The following is a 19,499-nucleotide window of genomic DNA, read 5'->3' as shown; positions in this document are numbered from 1 at the left end:
CAATCGCCCGGTCAGGCCGTAGGCTGCCGCTATGTCGGGCCCCCGGGATGCAGCTCGTGACGAGGACCGGGTGCGCGCCGCCGCCTTCCGACTGGTGGTCGCGGGCGCCGGCGCGGCGGTCGCGCCCGAACGGGTCGCCGCCGCGCTCGAACCGCCCGTGGCCGACCTCGGTCTGGCCGACGCCGACGACGTCCTGCTCGCCGCCGTGCACTGGTCGCACCGGCGCATCGCCCGGCGCTTCTTCGACCTCACCGCCGGCCGCTTCGGCCTGGCCGCGCTGCGCGAGGGACTGACCGACCTGCTCCCGCTCGACCCGGGCCGGGTCGACGAAACCGTCCTGGAACTGGCCGTGTGGCATCGGGCCCGGGTCAGCGCCAAGGTTGCCGAGAACAACCGGCGCGAACGCGAGGACCTGAGCGTGATCGTGCGCGGCGTCCTGGCCGACGCCCGCGACGACGGCGAACTCGTCGACGGCGTCGACGTGGACGCCGTCGCCGCCGGCCTGCTCGCGCTGATCGACGGCTTGAGCGTGCACGTCCTGCTCTACCCCGACCGCATGTCGACCGAGACGGCGGCGCGCACACTCACCGCCGAACTGGACCGCATCACCCGCCCGGCCCCGCCCGCCGACGATCCCTGAACAGCGCCGATCGCCGCGCGGGCGCCGGAAATCCAGGTGAGCGCGGCACGCCGAGTCGGCTAACTTCCGGGCATGGTCAATCCGGAGAAGCTGCTTATCGAGCGGCTGGCCCCGGCGTTCGCACAGGTCGCGGGTGCGCCCGTCGATCCGTCGATACGCCGCGGCCGGCACGCGGACTTCCAGTGCGACGGGGCCCTGGCCCTGGGCCGACGCCTGGACCGCGACGCGCGCGAGGTGGCGGCCGACGTCCTCCGCCTGGCCCGACTCGGCGACCTGTGCCCGACGGCCCGCGTCGCCGGACCCGGCTTCATCGAACTCGACCTCGACCCCGCCCGACTCGGCGCACTGCTCGCGGACATCGCCGCCGACCCCCGGCTCGGCGTGCCCCGCACCGACCGTCCCGAGACCGTCCTCGTCGACTACTCCGGCCCCAACACCGCCAAGGAGATGCACGTCGGCCACCTGCGCTCGACGATCATCGGCGACGCGGCCGTGCGGATCCTGGACTGGCAGGGCCACACCGTGCTGCGGCGCAACCATCTCGGCGACTGGGGCACCCCGTTCGGCATGCTCATCGAGCACCTGCTCGACATCGGCGAGGCCGAGGCGGCGCACGAGTTGTCCGTCGGCGACCTGACCGGCTTCTACCAGGCCGCCCGCCGCGCGTTCGACGCCGACGAGGCGTTCCGGGAGCGCTCGCGCCGGCGGGTGGTCGCGCTCCAGGCGGGCGATCCGACCACGCTGCGTCTGTGGCACGTGCTGGTCGCCGGGTCCAAGGCATACTTCACCGCCGTCTACACCCGCCTGGGCGTGCGGCTCACCGAGGACGACTTCTTCGGCGAGAGCCACTACAACGACCGACTCCCTTCCGTGATCGAGGAGTTGGCCGCGGCCGGCCTGCTGCGCCGGAGCGAGGGCGCGCAGTGCGTCTTCCCCGACGGTTTCACCAACCGCGAGGGTGAGCCGCTGCCGCTGATCGTGCGCAAGAGCGACGGCGGCTTCAACTACGCCGCCACCGACCTGGCCGCCGTGCGGCAGCGCGTGCGCGAGGAGGGCGCGACTCGGCTGCTGTACGTCATCGGCGCGCCGCAGCGCGAGCACTTGGAGATGGTCTTCGCGACCGCGCGGTCCATGGGCTGGCTGACCGCGCCCACCCGGGTCGAACACGTCGACTTCGGCTACGTGTTGGGCGACGACGGCCGGATCCTGCGGACTCGGGCGGGCGCGTCGGTCAAGCTGGCGGACCTGCTCGACGAGGCGGTGGCCCGGGCGCGGGCGGCGATCGCCGGGAAGAACCCGGACCTGGACGCGAAGACCCGGGCGGAGGTGGCCCGCGCGGTCGGCATCGGCGCGGTCAAGTACGGCGACCTGTCGGCGGATCGGCGCAAGGACTACCGCTTCGACTACGACCGTATGCTCGCCTTCGACGGCAACACCGCGCCGTATCTCCAGTACGCCCGGGTCCGGAGCCTGTCGATCCTGCGCCGAGCCGGCGTCGAGAGGCCGGACTCGAACGTCGTGCCGATCGTGCGCGAGCCGGCCGAACGGGAGTTGGCCCTGCGTCTGCTCGCGCTGCCCGAGGTGATCGAGGCGGTGGGCGCGTCGTTGGACTTCCACCGGCTCACGCAGTACCTGTTCGCCCTGGCCACCGCGTTCACCACGTTCTTCGAAAGATGTCCGGTGCTGCGCGCGGAGCCCGGGATCCGCGACTCCCGGCTGGCCCTCTGCGACCTCACCGCCCGCACCCTGGCCCTCGGCCTGGACCTGCTCGGCATCGAGGCGCCCGACCGCATGTAGTGCGGCGCGGCGCGAAAGGGCCTTCCCGGCAAGGGAGTCGGCGGGGGTGGAGACCCGACTCCCCGAGGCCGGGAAGGCCCTGCTCACGCCGCCGGCGACGGCACCGGCGTCGGCCCGGGTTCAGGAACGGCGCCGCCGCACCCGCACCACGACGCCGCCCAGACCCGCCGCACCGAGCAACCCGGCCGCGGCGAACGCGGTGGGTGCCACGCCGAACGGGTCGTCGTCGGTACCGGACCGCGCCGCACCCGGGTCGGTGGGCCCGAAGCCGCCCGCCAACCCCTTCGCGTCGTAGCCGGAACCGGGCAACTTGTCGGCGTACGCCCGGTGTACCCGCCGCTGGTAGGCCGCGACGGTGCTACCGCCCGCGCCGATCGCATGCTCGGCGTCGGCGTTGAGGGGCGACACCCGGTCACCGGCCTGTACGTACCAGGCGTTGATCTGCGGCTCGCGGAAGACCACCCCGCCGGGTGCCAACCGCGCCCCGGTGGCGACGTAGCGGGCCTCGTCGTCACCCTCGGCGATGTTGACCACCTGCGGACCCTGCGCGGTGTCGGCCGTCCAGACCGACGCCCGGCGGCCGTCCGCGGCGACCGCCGTGCCCGCCAGGAACTCCCGCCGGGCGATCGGTACCGCCGCCGCGCCCGGTCGGGCCGCGACGAACTCCGGGGACAACGTGTACACGGCGACCACGTCGCCGTCGATCCTGGGCGCCGCGTTCGGCGCCGCGGGTGCGCCGTCCCGGGCGAAGAACCTGGCCAGCGTGTCCAGCGTGCCCGGCGCGGCGACCACGTCCCGGGCCGCGCTCACGCTCGCCGCGTCCGGCGCCGGCGGGGCGGGAACGGACGCGGCGTGCGCGGTCTGGGGAGTGAGCGTCAGGGTGAGCGCCGCGGCCAGGGTGCCGGCCGCGAACAGACGCTTGATGGGGCCTGTGGTCATGGCGTCACGCTCCGATCCGGTAGAGCGAGTGGGTCCAGGAGAACTGGTTGTTGTTCACGTACCAGTTGTGCGACGCCCAGTTGTAGCGGGTGCTCGACGGCCACGGGTCGCCCCAGTAGACCCAGCTCTGCGCGGTGTCGTAGCCGTAGATCACGTGCATGTGCCCGCCGCCGGACGACCATTGGATCCGGGTCTCGATCGGCCGGTTGGCGTTGATCTCGGTCTGTACGGTGCTGTACTGGAGCCAGCCGTTCACATAGGAGCCGGAGTTGATCCCGGCCCAGTTCAGCGCGTTCTGCACGTTGCCCAGGTTGGCCTGGGAGTTGGGGCACTCGGTGTTCTGGGATCGGCCGAATGCCGCGTTGCAGAACTGGTTCTGGCTGTAGCCGCGGCCGTACCAGGTCGCGATCGTGTTGCCGGCTCCCGCCCAGCACCAGTTGCTCTTCTGCTGGGCCTGCATCGTGATGTTCAGCCGCTTGGCGCCGAGCGCGACCGGCGCCGCGACGTCGGTCGCGACGGAGGCGGAAGCGGAGCCGGAGCCGGCGGCGGAGGTGGACGTGGTGGCGGAAGCCGCCGACGGTACCGCGAACAGCGCGGAGAGCAGGGCGACCACGGCGAGGGTCACCGCGGCACCGCGCCGACCGGACGCGGGGCCCGTGCGTGGGGACGTTCGAGTCATGGCGTTCCTTCCGTAACGGAGGGACGAGAGGTGGAACGTGGCGCGCGTCCGGACGCCGCAAGGTGGAGCATCGGGTGTTGTCGTGGTGTCTTTCAAGACGCTTCAATGCGGGGTGAAGCGGTGGTGTGAACGTCTCGACCGGCGTGTGAACGACATGCGACCGGTCGAGCGGGACACCTCGGCCGGGACCGCCGGCCCCGACCGGACGGCCGTGAACGTTCACAAGGGAGGCGAGCGATGTCGCGGACCGATACCCGACCCGATCCGGTCGAAGCGGAACTGGCGAGGGCGTTGCGCGCGGGCCCGTTCCATCTGGCGTTGCGCGCGGCACTGGCCGCGCGCGGCCTCGCCCTGCACCGCGTGCAACACCGGCTGGCCCAGCGCGGCGTACACGTCGGGGTGACCAGTCTCAGCTACTGGCAGCAGGGCGCCCGGCGTCCACAGCGCGCCGAATCGTTGCGCGCCGTACGGGCGTTGGAGGAGGTCCTGGAGTTGCCGCCGCGTGCGCTGACCCGGCTGCTCGAACCGCCGACCGGCGAGCGCACCGCGTCCCGGCCGTATCGCGCGGTGGTCGAGGAGTCCGGCTCGCTGGGGCGGTTGCTCACCGATCTGGAGTCGCCGGCCGACGGCGGACTGCACACCGTCTGCCAGTTGGAGCGGGTCCGGGTCGGCCCGGCCCGCGAACTCCAGGGCCGCGCCTCGCAACACGTGGTGCGCGCGCACCGCGACGGAGTGGACCGCTATCTCGCCATCCACGTCGGCGACCCGGGCTGCGCCCCCGAGCGGGTACGGGTGCGGGCGAACGAGAACTGCCGGGTGGGCCGGGTGCGGTGGAGTGGCGATTCGGCCGTGCTGGTCGCGGAGTTGTTGTTCGACGCGCGGTTGCGGGCCGGTGACACCTACGTGTTCGGCTACGGCTTCGAGGACGGCACGGGCGGACCGAGCAACGAGTACGTCCGCGGATTCACCTTCCCCTGCGGGCAGTACGTGCTCCAGGTGCGTTTCGACCCGACCGCACTACCCGTGCACTGCCGCCGCTTCACACAGAGCACGGCGACCGGGCCGCGCGCCGGCCGACGCGACCTGACCCTGAACGGCCGCCACTGCATCGTCCACCTGGCCGAACAGGACGTCGGCCCGGGCCTGCTCGGGATCGGCTGGGACTGGACCTGAGCGGCGCCGACATCCGGTGAGGCGGCGGCTCCGCCGCTCCGGCGGGCGGGGTGGTCCACCCGGGCCGCACCGCCCGTACGTCGGGTGTGCGCCCCGGGGCGGATTCGGCGGCTCGGCCGCGGGCCCATAGCATGTGGCGGGCATGCCGAAGCACTTCTCGCGGAAGGAGCGCCACGTGCGAGAGATCGCCGTATTCAGTGGTAGCGCACACCCCGAACTGGCCGCCCAGGTCTGCGCGCAGCTGGGTGTCCCGCTGAGCCCCACCCGGGTGAACAGATTCGCGAACGACTGCCTCGAGGTGCAGCTTCAGGCCAACTGCCGTGAGCACGACGTCTTCCTGATCCAGCCGCTGGTCGCCCCCGTGCAGGAGAACCTGGTCGAGCTGCTGCTGATGTGCGACGCCGCGCGCGGCGCCTCGGCGGGTCGGATCACCGTGGTCATGCCGCACTACGCGTACGCGCGTTCGGACAAGAAGGACGCGCCGCGCATCTCGATCGGCGGCCGGTTGGTCGCCGACCTCATGGTCGCCTCGGGGGCGAGCCGGGTGCTGGCGATGACCCTGCACTCGCCGCAGGTGCACGGGTTCTTCTCGGTCCCGGTCGACCACCTGCACGCGCTGCGCGAGTTGGCCGCCCACTTCCGCCGGTACGACCTGTCCAACACCACCGTGGTCTCCCCCGACCTGGGCAATGCCAAGGAGGCCGCGGCCTTCGCCCGGATGCTCGGCGCCCAGGTCGCCGCCGGGGCCAAGCAACGGTTCGCCGACGACCGGGTGGCGATCAGCTCGGTGATCGGCGAGATCGCCGGCCGTGATGTGATCGTCCTGGACGACGAGATCGCCAAGGGCAGCACCGTCCTGGAACTCCTGGAACGGTTGCGCGAGTTGGGTGCCCGCTCGATCCGCGTCGCGTGTACCCACGGGCTGTTCGCGGCGGGCGCGCTGGGGCGCCTGTCCGATCAATCCGACGTGCTCGAAATCGTCTGTACGAACACCGTCCCGATCCCCGCCGAGCAACACACCGACAAACTCCGGGTGTTGTCCATCGCCCCCGCTCTGGCCGAGGCGGTGCGCCGGATCCACAACGGGGAGAGCGTCAGCGCGCTGTTCGACATGTGACGGTGGGGTCGAGCCCGCTCAGGTGAGCTTCAGGTCCGTGGTGATCCGGTCGGTGCGGACCAGCGCCTGTTCGGCGCGGACGTCGGTCATGAATACGAACGGCGGGATGATCGGCGGCAGCGGCAGGCCGTCGGCCGCGAAGTCGAGGCAGAGCACGCCCTCGATGCAGCCGTGCAGCCTGGTCAGGTAGATCCGTACGTGCCCGTCCAGGTCGAGCCGGGTGGTGTCGATGCGCATCCCCGGTCCGGCGCCGTCCCGGGTGGACAGGCGATAGTCGCGCAGGCGGGCCGAGTCCATGGTCAACACCAGTACGCGTAACGGCCCGCGCGCGGTGTTCAGGGTGGTCACCCCGGCCAGGGCGAAGCCGACCGGGGCGAAGAAGCTCGCGGTGATCGCCGGGGGTGTGGCGCCGACGACGATGTGCTCGGCCGCCGGCGCGGCGGTGGTGGTGGCGGTCCGGCTGCCGCCGTGCGCCACCGCTCCGGCCCGGTTCTCGCCCGGGCCGAGAACGGACGCGACGAGCAGCAGGGGCAGCAACACGGCCATCGTCACGGTCTCGCCGCCGGCGGACACCCGGTTCGGCCGCCACGCGACGCCCATCGCGCTGCCGAGCACGCCGAGCACGCCGAGCAGCATGCCGAGCAGAAAGCCGCCGAGGTTGGCCGCCACGAACGACGGGATCGAGACGATCATCGCGAAGATCCCGACGAAGTGCCGGTGTCGGGGCGCGAACCACATGAACAGCCCGGCGACGATCAGGATCACCCCGATCGCCGGGCTCGCGATGCCGGCGATCCCCAGGCTGATCATCACCGGCAGCGGGGACAGCGCGACGGCCGGGATCTCCAGGCCGCCCGCGATCGGATACACCCCGCTCCAGAACGGCCGGGTGCGCCGCCATCGGCGCACCACCCGCCGCTCGACCCGAAACGGCAGGTAGCGGTCCAACCTCGATCTGGGCTCCATGTCGTTCCGTCCTCCGGAGGTGACGTGCGAGCGCGAGCGGCGGCGGCAGCGCAAGAGGCAGGCCGCGGTGATGGGATCGGGGTCAGAAGCAGCCGGCGCCGCCCTCGTCGGCCCGCGCCGACGGGCCGCCCGTACCGAGGTCGCGTTCCGATGCCGAGCCGTTTCGTGCGGACACTGTGTTCCCCTCTCGTGGGACCGGGCCGTTCACGAGTCGCCGAGGCAACGCGCACGCACGCGAGTGGGCCGGGACGCGTCGTTGCACATCGGGGCGGGGCCGGATTTCGGTGCCGCGGGCGATGCCGGGGGACGCGGAGCGGAGCGGCCTTCGACGCTGTGCGTAAATACCGTGCCGGGGCCGAGAGTAGGCGCCGTTTTGAATAAAAGTCAACGGACGTATGGGAGCTTTCCGACCTCGTCCTCGAGCACCGGACCGGCTGCGATGGGGGTCGTGGTGGTGGAGTGGCGGCGTAGCGCCAGGGTGGCCAGGAGGCCGATGACCATGCCCGCGGCGGTGAGCAGGACGACCATGAACTCGCCGTCGGCGGTGGCGGTTCGCAGTGCGGCGCCGGATTTGCCGTCGGTGCCGATGTCGGCGATCGCGGTGAACACCGCGAGGCCGATGGCATTGCCGAGGTTGAGGGCGGTGGAGGCGATGCCGTTGGCGACGCCCTGCTCGGCGGGCGCGGTGCCGGTGGCGGCCGCGATCCACATGGCGGTCCAGACGATGCCCTGCCCGATGCCGGAGACCACCAGTCCTGGTACGAGCACGCCGTAGCCGGCGCCCTCGTCGAAGCCGACGGCGAGTGCGGCGGTGCCGATCGCGCCGATCACGAAGCCGATGATCAGCGTGCGGCGATTGCCGAGCCGGGTGGCCAGGCGCTCGCCGAGTTGGGTGCCGGCGGCGATGGCGACCGAGGGGATCAGGAAGGCGAGTCCGCTCTCCAGTGCGCTGTAGCCGTGCACGCTCTGCAGCAACACGGTGAGGAAGTACGGCAGTACACCGAAGGTGGCCATGTAGATGAACGTGATGCCCATCCCGACGGTGAGGCTGCGATTGCGGAAGAGCCGAAACGGCATCAGCGGGTCCCGCGTGCGCGCCTCGACGACGGCGAACACCGCGAGCAGCAGCACGGCCAGGATGAACGCGCCGATCACCAGCGGGTCGCCCCAGCCCAGTTCGGGCCCCTCGACCAGGGCGGCGACCAGGAGGGTGGAGCCGCCGGTGACGCCGAGCGCGCCGGGCAGGTCGAACCGGCGGCGGATGCCCCGGGCCGGGTCGCGGGGGATGACGAACAGCGCGGCGAGCGCGGCCAGTCCGGCGAGCGGGACGTTGACGAAGAACACCGCGGGCCAGCCGAAGTTCTCCGTCAGCACGCCGCCGAGCAGGGCGCCGATGGTCAGCCCGCTCGCACCCGCGCCGCCCCAGACCGCGAGTGCTCGATTACGCTTCGGGCCCTCCTCGAACAGGGTGTTGATCAGGGACAGGGTGGCCGGCAGCAGCAGCGCGCCGCCGATGCCCTGGATCGCGCGCGCCACGATGATCGTGCCGGAGTCGGGCGCGAGGCCACCCGCCAGCGAGGACAGCGCGTAGACGAGCAGGGCCGCCACGAAGGTCCGGCGTCGGCCGAGCAGGTCTGCGGCGCGCCCACCGACCAGCAGGAAGCCGCCGGCGAAGACGACGTACGCGCTGACCACCAACTGCTGGGTCTGGCCGGGGAAGCCGAGATCGTCGCCGATCTCGGGCAGCGCGACGAAGACGATGTTGAGGTCGAGGGCGTAGATCAGCTGTGCGAGGGCCAGCAGGGCCAACGTCCAGCCGAGGTGTCGCCGGCCGGCGGCGGTCCCCGGTGGTGTCGGCGCGGAGAAAGTGGACATGCGGATACACCCCTTCGTGGGTCACAGGATGGTTCCGGCACTCGGCGGGCGAGGTCGCCCGGCCGAGGCCGACCGTACGAATGATTGCGTACAGTCGGACTCTCCGGCAAGGCCGGTCCGCACCGGAACCGCCGTCACGGGCCGGTGCGGGACCACATCGGCGCAGGTCATCCGGCCTGTGGGAATGAATTGTTCGAATGTCGCGGTACAGTAGGAGCATGAGCTACCGTCACCCGGACCGCGATCAGATCCGGATCGAGAGCGTCCTGTCGGCACTCGGCAACCCGCTGCGACTGGGCGCGGTGCGGGTGCTCGACGCGGGCGGGGAACACAACTGCGGCAGCGTGCTCGCCGTGCTGGGCGTGACCGCGAAGTCGACGATGACGCACCACTGGCGCGTGTTGCGGGACAGCGGCGTGATCACCCAGGAGCCCTCCGGTCGGGAGAACCTGCTCTCGCTGCGCCGCGCCGACCTCGACGCCCGCTACCCGGGCCTGCTCGACGCGATCCTGAGCGGCGCCCGCACCGACGCCGACGAATAGGGCCCGGCCCCGTGCGCCCGGGGGCCACCGCGATCGGCGCAACGCGTTGTGTCCGATTCGCGTCGGTCGGGTACTACCACCGATCCCCGGTATCACGGCGAGAGAAGTGTGCGATGGAGATCGGTACGAAGGTCAAGGCGATCACGGCGCTCGGCGGCGGGTTTCGCCAGGAAGTGCCCGCGGACGCCGAGGGCTGGGTGGTGGCCAACCGGTTCGGCGGCGAGATCGAGGTCGCCTTCACCCTCCCGGGTCTGCTCGGCGGCACCCGTACGGTCAACGTTCCGGTGGACCCGATCCGCGTGGCACCGGTCTGAGCGGCCGCAGGGCGCCCTCGGGCGGGGCCGGACACCCGCCCGGCGTGCGCGCGGAGCTTACGTCGCGGGGGTCGGTCAGGGTCCAGTTCTCGCTGAGCACGAGGATCATGCGGGGCGCGGGCATGGCGGTTCTTACGTCGGGCATCGGGCAGGGGGCTTCGGGGCGGGTCAGGCCGAGTACACGATCCGGCCGTCGAACACCGTGAGTGCGACCGGCAGTTCGGCGATCTCGTGCGGGGTCGCCGTGGTGAGGTCGCCGGCCAGGACGCAGATGTCGGCGACCTTGCCGACCTCCAGGGAGCCCTTCCAGTCCTCGGCGAAGTCCTGGCGCGCGGCGTTGATCGTGTACGCGCGCACCGCCGTGGCCAGGTCCACACACTGCTCGGGGCCGCTGGGTTTGCCGGTCGCCTTCGACTCGCGCAGCATCATCGCGGACACCCCCCGGCGCCAATCGGGGTGGGTGATCGGCGCGTCGGAGCTCGCGGTGACCGCGATGCCGGCCTGCACCGCGCTGCGCACCGGCCACTGGTAGGCGGAGCGTTCGGGGCCGACCACGCCGTCCATCAGGTCGGCGATCGTCCACTTGATCGCCGGGTTCATGTTCACCCCCCAGCCGTGTTCGGCGAGGGTGCGCAGGCTGCGCGGGGTACAGAAGTCGCCGTGGATGACGTAGTGCCGCTCGTCCTCGCGCGGGTGCGCGTCGGCGGCCTCCGTGAACGCCTCGACGAGGGCGTCGATCGCCTGATCGCCGGTGACGTGCACGCCGATCTGGTGGCCCGCCGCGTGGGCGTGGCGCACGATGGTGCGCAGTTCGCCCACGCGCAGCGCGTCGGTGGAGCCGTGCATGCACAGGCACCCGTTGCCGCCGCCGACGTACTCCTCGTGCATCCACGCGGTCCGGCTCGGCGGGATCCCGTCCGCGAAGACCTTGACCCCGAGCACCCGCAGGAGCCTGGGGTCCAGGTCGCCGATGCCCTCGGGAAGCGGTGCGGCGAGGCGTTCGGGCAGGACGTCGGCGGCCTCGCCCATGGCCAGCGGCAGCAGCAACACGCTGACCCGCGCGTCGAGTTCGCCGCCGCGCGCCAGGTCGGCGTAGACCGCGAGGGTCTCCGCGCCGGCCGCGCCGAGGAAGAGCGAGCCGCCGCCGGGGCCCAGGCCCGGCTCGGTGAAGCTGGTGATGCCCTCGGCGTGACAGATGGCCACCGCCGCGCGGATCGCCCGTTCCCGATCGGCCCGGGTCATCGGCGGTACGGCCGCGTTGACCAGGTTCTGCGCGCCCTCGCGGAGCAGGCCGGTCGGTTCGCCGTCGGGGTCGAGTTCGATGATGCCGCCGGGCGGGGCGACGGTGTGCCGGTCGATGCGCGCCAGTTCGAGGGCGCGGCTGTTCAGCCAGGCGGTGTGCCCGCTGAACTCGTAGAGCAGGACCGGGCGATCGTTCACCACGGCGTCCAGGTCCCGGCGATGCGGCGTACGTGGGCCGGCGCCGCCGGCCGCCGGCGGCCCGCACTCGGCGAGGTAGCCGACGTCCCAGCCGTTCCCGATCACCCAGGCGTCCGGCGGCAGGGCCGCCGCGTGTCGGGCGACGGCGGCGGTGATGTCGGCGATCGAGCCGACGGCGGGATGGGACACGTCGACCGCGAGCGGCGGACGGGTGGCGCCGAACGCGCACGCGTGCAGATGCGAGTCGTCGATGCCGGGCAGCGCACTGCGGCCGGCCAGGTCGATCACCGTCGTGTCGGGGCCGATCAGCGGCCGGATCTCGGCGTCCGAGCCGACCGCGACGATCCGGCCGGCCCGGACGGCGAGTGCCTCGGCGATGGTGAACGCGGTATCGACGGTGAGTATCCGACCATTGATCATGACGAGATCGGCGCCGACCGACATGGAGGTCTCCTAACCGGATATTATTTGAGGCCAAACGATATGGATCGAACCCGGCCGCCACAAGACCTCGGGCCGGATCGACGGAAGGAGAGCTCCGGTGCGTGCCCTGATCATCCGCCACGACCATCCCTCACACGCCGGATTCGTCGGCATGCGACTGGCCGAACGCGGCTTCGAGTCGCACGACGTGACCGTCGTCCCCGACGAGCGTTTCCACTCCCCCGACGTCCGGTTCGCCTTCCCGAGCCCGACCGACTTCGACGTGATCGTGGTGCTCGGCGCGCCGTGGTCGGTCTACGACACGGCGACGATAGGCACCTGGGTGGGCGACGAACTCGATCTGCTGCGCGAGGCGGTCGCGGCTGACGTCCCGGTCCTGGGCATCTGCTTCGGTGCCCAGGCGCTGAGCGCGGCGCTCGGCGGCACGGTCGAGCCGGCCGCGAAGTTCGAACTCGGGTGGCACCGGGTCGAGACCGACGATCCGAACCTGATCGCCGCCGGGCCCTGGTACCAGTGGCACTTCGACCGCTTCACCGTGCCGCCGGGCGGCCGGGAGATCGCCCGCTCGACGGTCGGCCCCCAGGCGTATGTCGTCGGCCGCTCGATGGGCGTGCAGTTCCACCCGGAGGTCACCCCGGACATCACGGCCGCGTGGTTGGCCCACGGCGGTGCCGACCAGGCCGCCGAACTCGGCCTGGATGTCGAGGACTTGCGGAGGATCGAGGCGGGAGCGCGGGAGCGGGCCGCCGCGCTGGTGGACGTGTTCCTGGCGGAGGTCGCCAAGCTCTGAGCAGCGGGCCTTCCGGACGTCCCTCGGCGAGCACCCGGCTTCGGGTGCTCGCCGAAAGACGTCTTCGGGCGTGGGCCCGTGTCCCGGAGACCTGCTCGGGACGCGGGCCGCCGGCCTACCGCTGCTTGCGGCGCCTCCGTGCCCCGGCGCGGATCAGCACGAAGCCGATTCCGGTGAGTGTTGCGGCCAGGGCCGCGAGCAGGACCGGGGAGAGGCCGACGCCGGTACCCGGGAGCGGCGTGGGCGCGGGCGGGGACGGCGGCAGCGCGGGCGGTGTCGACGGCCCGGTCGGCCGGGTGGGCTTGGTGGGCTTGGTGGGCCCGGTCGGCTTGGGCGACTCCGTCGGCGGCACGACCGGCGCCGTCGGCGTCGTGGGCGGACCGGTGGTCGGCGGACCCGTGCTCGGCGGGCAGGTGGTCGGCGGCTGCGTCGTGGGCGGCGCGGTCGTCGGCGGGTGCGTCGTGGGCGGGTGCGTCGTGGGGGGCACCGTCGTCGGCGGCGCGGTTGTGGGCGGCGCCGTAGTCGGTGGAGCCGTGGTCGGCGGCACCGTCGTGGGCGGCGCAGTGGTGGGCGGCATCGTCGTAGGCGGCGCAGTCGTCGGCGGCGCAGTCGTCGGCGGCATCGTCGTCGGCGGCACCTCCCGGTGGCTGTTCGTCACCGTCACCGCCGCCTGGCTCCCCACCTGCACCACCCCCGGCGGCGTGCTCGGATCGGTGTCCACAATCGTGACGTCGGTGTTCGGCGGCCGGTTCACCTCGTCGACGGTGCAGCGCGCACCGGCCGGCACCGTGATGGTCCGGCTCTGGTCGGCGGTCAGCGTGAACCGCGCGTCGCCGGCGGGCAGCACGATCGGCAGTTCGCCGCCGTCCGAGTCACGCGCGACACACTCGACGGTGATCGTGTACCGACCGTCGCCACCCGTGCCCACCACCCGCTTGGTGACCATGAGCCGCGCGACGTCGAAAGTGTTGACGGCGGTGATCGTCACCGGCTTGTCGCTGCCGATCGTCACCGCCTTGTCCGGGGTGTCGTGGTCCACGACCACCGAGGTCGCCCCGCCGGTGCGCGATTCGGTCGCCCGGCAGCGGGCCCCGGTGGGCAGCGGGTAGCCGAGGTCGACCTCACGCTGTCCCGCGCCGTCGAAGGTGTACGGGCGCCGGTCGACCAGGGTCTGTACCCGCCCGTCGCCGGTGTCCAGGACACAGGTCAGGAGCAGCGTGTACTCCCGGCCGGCGGCGAACCCGGCGCCGGGGCCTGTCACCTGCTTGGCCAGGCGCAACTTCCCGGTGGAGAAGGTGTTGACCGCGTTGATCGTCACGTTCGGCGTGTCCTTGGTGACGATCACCGCGTCGGCGTGGCTGCCGTGGTCGATGGTCACCTCGGCGGCGCCCCCGGTCGCCGTCTCCTCGGCCCAGCAGCGGGCGCCGATCGGCAGGTCGGGGATGTGCAGGCTCGCGCCCGCCTTCAGTTCGTAGCGTTTGCGGATTACAAAGGCCACGGCCGGCGATCCGCCGTCGCCCTCCGCCTCCCGGATGCAGGTGACCCGGAAGCCGAACACCGCGTCGCGGACGTACGGCGCGTCGGCCGGCGCGCCGGCGACCCGCTTGTTCAGCGTCAGCGATCCGGTGGAGAAGGTGTTGGCGAAGTCCACCACGACGGTGTCGGCCTGGTCCCTGCCGGGCCGGATGGTGATCGGGCCGACCGGCGGCGGCGCCCGGTCGGCGCCGGCCGGGTCCGCCTCGGTGACGACGCACTCGGCGCCGGCCGGGAGGTCGTCGAGCGATCCGGTCAGGTCGGGTGCCTTGAGCGCGAGGGTACGGATCACCGCGTCGGCTTTGCCGTTGAACGAACAGGCCACGTGGAAGCGGAAGGTGCGGTCGGCGAACGTGCTGCCGGGGCCCTCGATCCGCTTGACCACACGCAGTGAGCCGGTCGGGAAGTCGTTGGTGACGGTCAGGCTCGCGGTCCTGCCCGGAACCGAGTCGACCACCGCCGTGTCCGGCGTTCCGCCGACGGAGTCGCCGGCCGTGACGGTCACCGTGCCGGCTCCGCCGCCCACCGGCTCGGTCGCGGTGCACTGTGCGCCGGTGGGCAGTTCGTCCAGGGTCTGCAGGCCGGCGCCCGCGAACACCAGGTCCTTGGGGAAACCGGTCAGCCGCTGTCCGGCCAGGCTGCAGTCGACGCGGACGGTGAACGGTCCGGAGCCGACCTCGCCGGCGGCGGCGCCGGTGACCGTCTTGGCGACGCGCAGGCTCGCCTTCCTGTACTCGTTGGTGATCACCAGGTGTTGGCCCTCCTCGTCGGGCCGGGCCGGGGTGATCACCGCCCGCAGGGCGTTGGCCTCGCCGAGTTCGACGCTGTGCGCTCCGGCCGAATCGGTCTCCCACACCCGGCAGTTCGCGCCGGCGGGCACGCCGACCAGGGCCATCGGGGTGTACGGGGTGATCTCCCACGTGCCCTCGCGCACCACCTGCGGCGTGCCGCCGGCGGGGGTGACGGTGCACTGGTAGGCGACCGTGTACGGGCCGGGCGGCAGGCCCTCGGGCAGGCCGACCACGGCCTTGTCCACCCGCAGGTTGCCGAAGCGCATCCCGATGCCGACCTTCGGCGGTTCGGTGACCGGGAGTTCCTCGGCGGCGCCGTTGCGCACCACGGTCTCCGAGTGGGCGAACGAGTTCCAGGCGATCGCGGGATCGCCGGGCTCCCGCAGGTCCGTCGGCGCGGACATCGGCAGCCGGACCAGGATCTCGCCGCCGGGGGCGAGCAGCGGGTCGAACGCGACGCCCATCTCCACGCCGGTGGCGTCCGGGGTGTGGGTGGGCTGCCAGTTGCCCGGGGCGCAGGGGCGGCTCGGGGTCGCGATGGTGGTACCGCATGGGCTCGCGACGGTGGAGTAGCGGGTGGTCAGCGTGCCCGGCCCGACCAGTTCGGGGGCGCCGGTCAGCAGCGGGCGCGGGACCCATTCGGTGCCGCGCTGCTGGTTGCCGAGCAGTACGCCGGTGTCGCCCCGGTAGGGGAAGACGTCGAGGAGGCGTACCTCGCGGCCCGGCTCGGTGCCGGTGTTCACCGCGCGGATCAGGTATTCGAAGCGTTGTCCGGGCAGGACGAGCGCGGTGCACGGGTACTGCGTGTAGGTGACGCCGGCCCGCTTGAACAGCGGGCACGCGGGCGAGTCGAGCGGGACGTAGGTGTGGGTGACCGAGTTGTACAGGCCGAGCGTCGGGTCGCCGGTCACCCACTTGGATGCCTCGAACGCGGTACCGGGCAGGGTGGTGACCTCGGCGCGGGAGGTGCAGTAGGTGCCCCGACCGAAGTTGGCCGGGTCGTCCACGGCGGTGCCCTCGCGGGCCGAGCCCGGCGCGCAGTCCAGGTCGGGACGCCGGTCGGAGCCGGCGCCGGCGATGTTCTGGATCACCGAGTCGCCGGGCACGCCGGGCGCGAGCCGGACCTGGAAGGTGATCTTCAGCTCGGCGCCCGGCAGCAGGTCGGTGCCGGTGAAGCGCCAGATCACCTTGGTGATGCGTCCGGTGCCGTCGCGCTGCGGTTCGTACGTGGGCACCGGCGTCGGGGTGGTGCCGGGGCCGCTCGCGGTGACCCGGAAGGGCATGCCGCCGGGGCCGGCGAAGGATTCGTCGAAGCGCAGCAGGTCGGGGATCGGGTCGGCGACCACCGGATCGGGCACCACGCCGGTGCCGGTGTTGCGCACGGTGATGGTGAACGGGGCGGTCTCGCCGGGTCCGATCCGCGAGTCGGGGGTCTTGGTGACCGCGAGTTGCGCGGTGCCCTCCTGGAGGGTGAGCGTCGCGGTGCTGTCGCCGAACGGGAAGAGCCCGCCGGGTTGTTGCAGCCGGCTCTCGCCCGCCGCCGAGGCGGTGTCCGCGAGCGTGGCCGGTACGGGGGTGCCGGGCGCGGAGCGCAGCGCGTCGCGGGGGGCCACCTTCAGGCAGACCGTGGCCTGCGGACAGGGCCCGTCGGCGGGGTAGTCGGACCGGGGCACGAGGTCGTAGTCGCCCCGGGACGAGGTGAAGGTGAAGCGCAGGCCGCGCACGTCGGCGGCGGCGACCCCGCCGGGCAGGCCGGGGGTGTTGCCGCCGGTCGTGGTACCGGTGATCCAGGTCGCGCCGGGATCGGCGCAGGCGGTGGTACAGGCGTCCACCCGGACCTGGTCGGCGCCGGGCGGGAAGCTCACCCCGGCGATCCGCAGCAGGTCGGCGGCGTCGAAGAAGTCGGCGTCGTTGTCGGTGACCACGAGCTGCTTCAGGTTGATGTTGCCGGTGTTCTCGGCCCGGATCCGCAGGTCCACCTCCTGCGTCGGCACCCCGGGCAGGGGCCGCGCGACCGTGGAGGGGGCCAGGCTCTTCTGTACCGAGCCCCCGGTTCTGGCGGGTGCCGTGGTGGTGTTCTCACCGGTGCAGGCGGGGCCGCCGACGGGGGTGCCGGCGGAGCCGATCTGCATGCAGTTGTCGATCCGCGTTCCGTCCGGGACGCCGTCGCGGCGTTCCACGGTGACGTTGAGGATGATCCGGCCGCGCGAGGGCAGGTCGCCCTCGACCCGGGCGCGCACGCCCCGGGCCCGGGCGAGCAGCGCGGCGTCGCCGGCGGCGTAGGGCACCCAGGCCGAGGCGGCCGGGTCGTACACCTCCAGCACGATCGGCAGGCCCGACGGGTAGCGGTAGGCGACACTCAGCGAGGTCAGCCGGGCGATGTCGAAGACGGTGCCGGTCGCGGTGGGGTCCGGCGGGTCGGTGATCGAGGGCCGGTCCATCGCGCCGTTGCCCTCGTTGGCCAGGTCCAGGGTGAATGTCACCGGGGTGCCGGGCGGCAGTTCGGCCTGGTCGACGCTCTTGCTCTGCCGGATGTCGGTCCGGGGCGATTCGAGCGGCAGCGCCGTGCAGGCCGTGGACGAGCCCGCGCCGGAGCCGTCCACGGGGTTGGTCGCGCCGGCGTCGGCGCAGTTCGCCACGCCGTCGCGGGCGTCGGACTCCTCGACCCGGGCGTTGAGCGTGCCGTGCAGGGCCAGGCCGCCGGTCGCGTTGGGCACGATGGTGCCGTGTCCGGCGGCGTCCGTGCCGGTGTAGGTGATCGACACCCGACTCGGCGGACTGCCGTTCGGGCAGCCGGTGTTCGACAACACTTGCCGGTCCGGCGGCCGGGTCAGCGCGACCGGGCTCGGGGTGCTGCCGTCCCGGCAGGTGACGGTGAGCGTCGCGGCGACCGCGCCGCGCGGGAAGTCGACCCGGAGCTTGGTGATGTCGACCTTGTCGAACTCGCTCACGGCGGAGCCGGACGGCTCGGTGACGGTCAGCGACGCGACCGGGAAGGAGGCGGTGTTGCCGGCGCCGACGACCATGGTCACCGGTGCGCGGGTGCCGAGCACGGCGGCGCCGTCGGCGACGAAGTCGCCGTTGGTGTCGGAGAAGAACTCCTTGGTCGCGGCGACCGTGGCGATGTTCGGCAGGATGTCGAAGTCCGCGCAGGCCGGGGCGCCGGCCACGCTGCCCGCGATCGGATCCTGGGCGGTGGTGGCGGCGCAGTTGTGGATCGTCGTGCGGGTGGCCGGATCCAGCGGGTCACCGGTCGAGCGGACCGTGTCCCGCAGGGCGAGCCGCATCGATACCTGGCCGCCGGTGGGGTCGTAGGGCAGCGCGGAGCCGGCCGCGTTGGTGAACTCCAGGCGCACACCGGTGACCCTGCCCGGCTCGGCGCCGGGGGGCAGCGGTACATCGGGGCCGGCGGTGAGGGGTCCGGCGACGTACTCGGCGTCGGTACAGGGGGCGCCGATCGGCTTCGTGCAGACCAGGACCCGCACCCGGTCGGCGCCGGCCGGGAAGCGGTCCACGGGGCCGACCCCGACCAGGTCGAAATCGTCGAACGTGGCGGGGGTGGTGTCCTCGACGGTGAGTCGGGTGACCTGGGCCGAGGTGGACGAGGCGTTGCGCACGCCGAGGGTGATGGTGCTCCGCGCGTGCGACTGGGCCACCGCGGAGCCGTCGGCCCAGCGTTTGGTGGTGGTCGGGCGGACCTCGCGCGGGATGTGCACGGTGACGTCCGCGCTCGCCTCGGCCGAGTCGGCGTTGTCCGCCTTGATCGTGGCGGTGTTGGTGATCCGCGTGCCGTCCTCGAACGTGGTCTCCCGGGGCACCCGCAGGCCGATGGCGAGGTTGCGACTGGCGCCGGCGGGCAGGCCGGTGCTGCCGGCCGGCGCGGGCGGGCTGGGCAGCGGCTCGGTGAAGGTGATCACCAGCCGGCGGGTGGCCGGGTCGTAGCCGACGGTCCGGGTGTCGGTGGTCATCGGCAGCGAGGTGACGTCGAATCCGGCCGGGAGCACGTCCTCGACCACGGCGCCGACACAGGAGGTGGTCAACGACGAGCAACTGGCGGTCAGTTCGTAGGAGAAGACCGCGCCGGGCTCGAGGGGCGTGCCGGCCCCGGTCACCTTCTTTTGGATGCCCACGACGGCGTCGGCCGCGGCGACCTCGCGGGCCGCGGGCCGCGTACGCCCGTCGTCGCCGGCCGACGCGCCGTCCCACGCGGGGAGCGCGAACAGGCCGGCGACCATGGCCGTGACCAGGCTGAGGCAGGCGACGCTCAGCCTCGGGTGTACGCGCATGCGTTTCCTCGCGGGGTTACGGCACTCCATGGGATCGGGCGGTCACATTATGTGATGGATAATCACTGTTTGTGTGTATTGCTCACCGCGGCAGGTCGCGCGTCGTCGATCGCCGGCCGTGCGCGCGGACGAGGAAGCCCCGTCGCCCGCCTTCTCGTAAGCGGGTGACGGGG

At 72.6% G+C, this 19,499-nt stretch carries 13 protein-coding genes; 7 read left to right on the top strand and 6 right to left on the bottom strand.

The features are described 5' to 3' along the window. Positions 1 to 31 precede the first annotated feature (31 nt). Positions 32 to 640, top strand: a complete 609-nt coding sequence (locus ACFRCG_RS24785; RefSeq protein WP_380034892.1) for a TetR family transcriptional regulator C-terminal domain-containing protein — start codon at positions 32 to 34, stop codon at positions 638 to 640. A 72-nt stretch (positions 641 to 712) separates the two neighbouring features. Beyond that, entirely contained in the window at positions 713 to 2,437 is a 1,725-nt protein-coding gene (argS, locus tag ACFRCG_RS24780; RefSeq protein ID WP_380034889.1) for an arginine--tRNA ligase, read from the top strand. A gap of 120 nt (positions 2,438 to 2,557) precedes the next feature. Here the strand turns inward: argS and ACFRCG_RS24775 are convergent, their stop codons facing one another. Together ACFRCG_RS24775 and ACFRCG_RS24770 are read right to left on the bottom strand one after the other, a co-directional pair. Beyond that, entirely contained in the window at positions 2,558 to 3,376 is an 819-nt protein-coding gene (locus ACFRCG_RS24775; RefSeq protein ID WP_380034886.1) for a hypothetical protein, read from the bottom strand. 4 nt (positions 3,377 to 3,380) lie between these two features. Continuing rightward, entirely contained in the window at positions 3,381 to 4,055 is a 675-nt protein-coding gene (locus ACFRCG_RS24770; protein WP_380034883.1) for a papain-like cysteine protease family protein, read from the bottom strand. A gap of 237 nt (positions 4,056 to 4,292) precedes the next feature. Between ACFRCG_RS24770 and ACFRCG_RS24765 the strand changes: the two genes are divergently transcribed. Both ACFRCG_RS24765 and ACFRCG_RS24760 read left to right on the top strand, forming a co-directional pair. Continuing rightward, the gene (locus ACFRCG_RS24765; RefSeq protein ID WP_380034881.1) at positions 4,293 to 5,228 is read left to right on the top strand and encodes a hypothetical protein; all 936 of its coding nucleotides are present in this window, start codon (positions 4,293 to 4,295) and stop codon (positions 5,226 to 5,228) included. A 175-nt stretch (positions 5,229 to 5,403) separates the two neighbouring features. Then, entirely contained in the window at positions 5,404 to 6,345 is a 942-nt protein-coding gene (locus ACFRCG_RS24760; RefSeq protein WP_380034878.1) for a ribose-phosphate diphosphokinase, read from the top strand. An 18-nt stretch (positions 6,346 to 6,363) separates the two neighbouring features. On the opposite strand, the gene ACFRCG_RS24755 is transcribed toward ACFRCG_RS24760, so the two are convergent. Together ACFRCG_RS24755 and ACFRCG_RS24750 are read right to left on the bottom strand one after the other, a co-directional pair. Next, the gene (locus ACFRCG_RS24755) at positions 6,364 to 7,311 is read right to left on the bottom strand and encodes a DUF6114 domain-containing protein (RefSeq protein ID WP_380034875.1); all 948 of its coding nucleotides are present in this window, start codon (positions 7,309 to 7,311) and stop codon (positions 6,364 to 6,366) included. 384 nt (positions 7,312 to 7,695) lie between these two features. Further along, entirely contained in the window at positions 7,696 to 9,186 is a 1,491-nt protein-coding gene (locus ACFRCG_RS24750) for an MFS transporter (RefSeq protein WP_380034872.1), read from the bottom strand. Positions 9,187 to 9,404: 218 nt separating this feature from the next. On the opposite strand from ACFRCG_RS24750, the gene ACFRCG_RS24745 reads away from it, so the two are divergent. Next, a complete protein-coding gene (locus ACFRCG_RS24745; protein WP_380007287.1) occupies positions 9,405 to 9,728 on the top strand; it encodes an ArsR/SmtB family transcription factor in 324 nt (107 codons plus the stop codon). 113 nt (positions 9,729 to 9,841) lie between these two features. After that, complete coding sequence (locus ACFRCG_RS24740; RefSeq protein ID WP_380034869.1) at positions 9,842 to 10,042, top strand: hypothetical protein; 201 nt, start codon at positions 9,842 to 9,844, stop codon at positions 10,040 to 10,042. 168 nt (positions 10,043 to 10,210) lie between these two features. Here ACFRCG_RS24740 and ACFRCG_RS24735 read toward each other — a convergent pair whose 3' ends face one another. After that, positions 10,211 to 11,926: an amidohydrolase gene (locus ACFRCG_RS24735; RefSeq protein WP_380034866.1), complete on the bottom strand. Its 1,716-nt coding sequence runs from the start codon at positions 11,924 to 11,926 to the stop codon at positions 10,211 to 10,213. Positions 11,927 to 12,023: 97 nt separating this feature from the next. Between ACFRCG_RS24735 and ACFRCG_RS24730 the strand changes: the two genes are divergently transcribed. Then, positions 12,024 to 12,716: a type 1 glutamine amidotransferase gene (locus ACFRCG_RS24730; protein ID WP_380034863.1), complete on the top strand. Its 693-nt coding sequence runs from the start codon at positions 12,024 to 12,026 to the stop codon at positions 12,714 to 12,716. A 115-nt stretch (positions 12,717 to 12,831) separates the two neighbouring features. Here the strand turns inward: ACFRCG_RS24730 and ACFRCG_RS24725 are convergent, their stop codons facing one another. Then, complete coding sequence (locus tag ACFRCG_RS24725) at positions 12,832 to 19,326, bottom strand: DUF5979 domain-containing protein (protein ID WP_380034860.1); 6,495 nt, start codon at positions 19,324 to 19,326, stop codon at positions 12,832 to 12,834. Positions 19,327 to 19,499 lie beyond the last annotated feature (173 nt).

The organism is Embleya sp. NPDC056575 (assembly GCF_042793325.1).
Lineage (GTDB): Bacteria > Actinomycetota > Actinomycetes > Streptomycetales > Streptomycetaceae > Embleya.
Note: the sequence above shows the minus strand (reverse complement) of the source record. Positions and strands in the feature narration are given on the sequence as shown.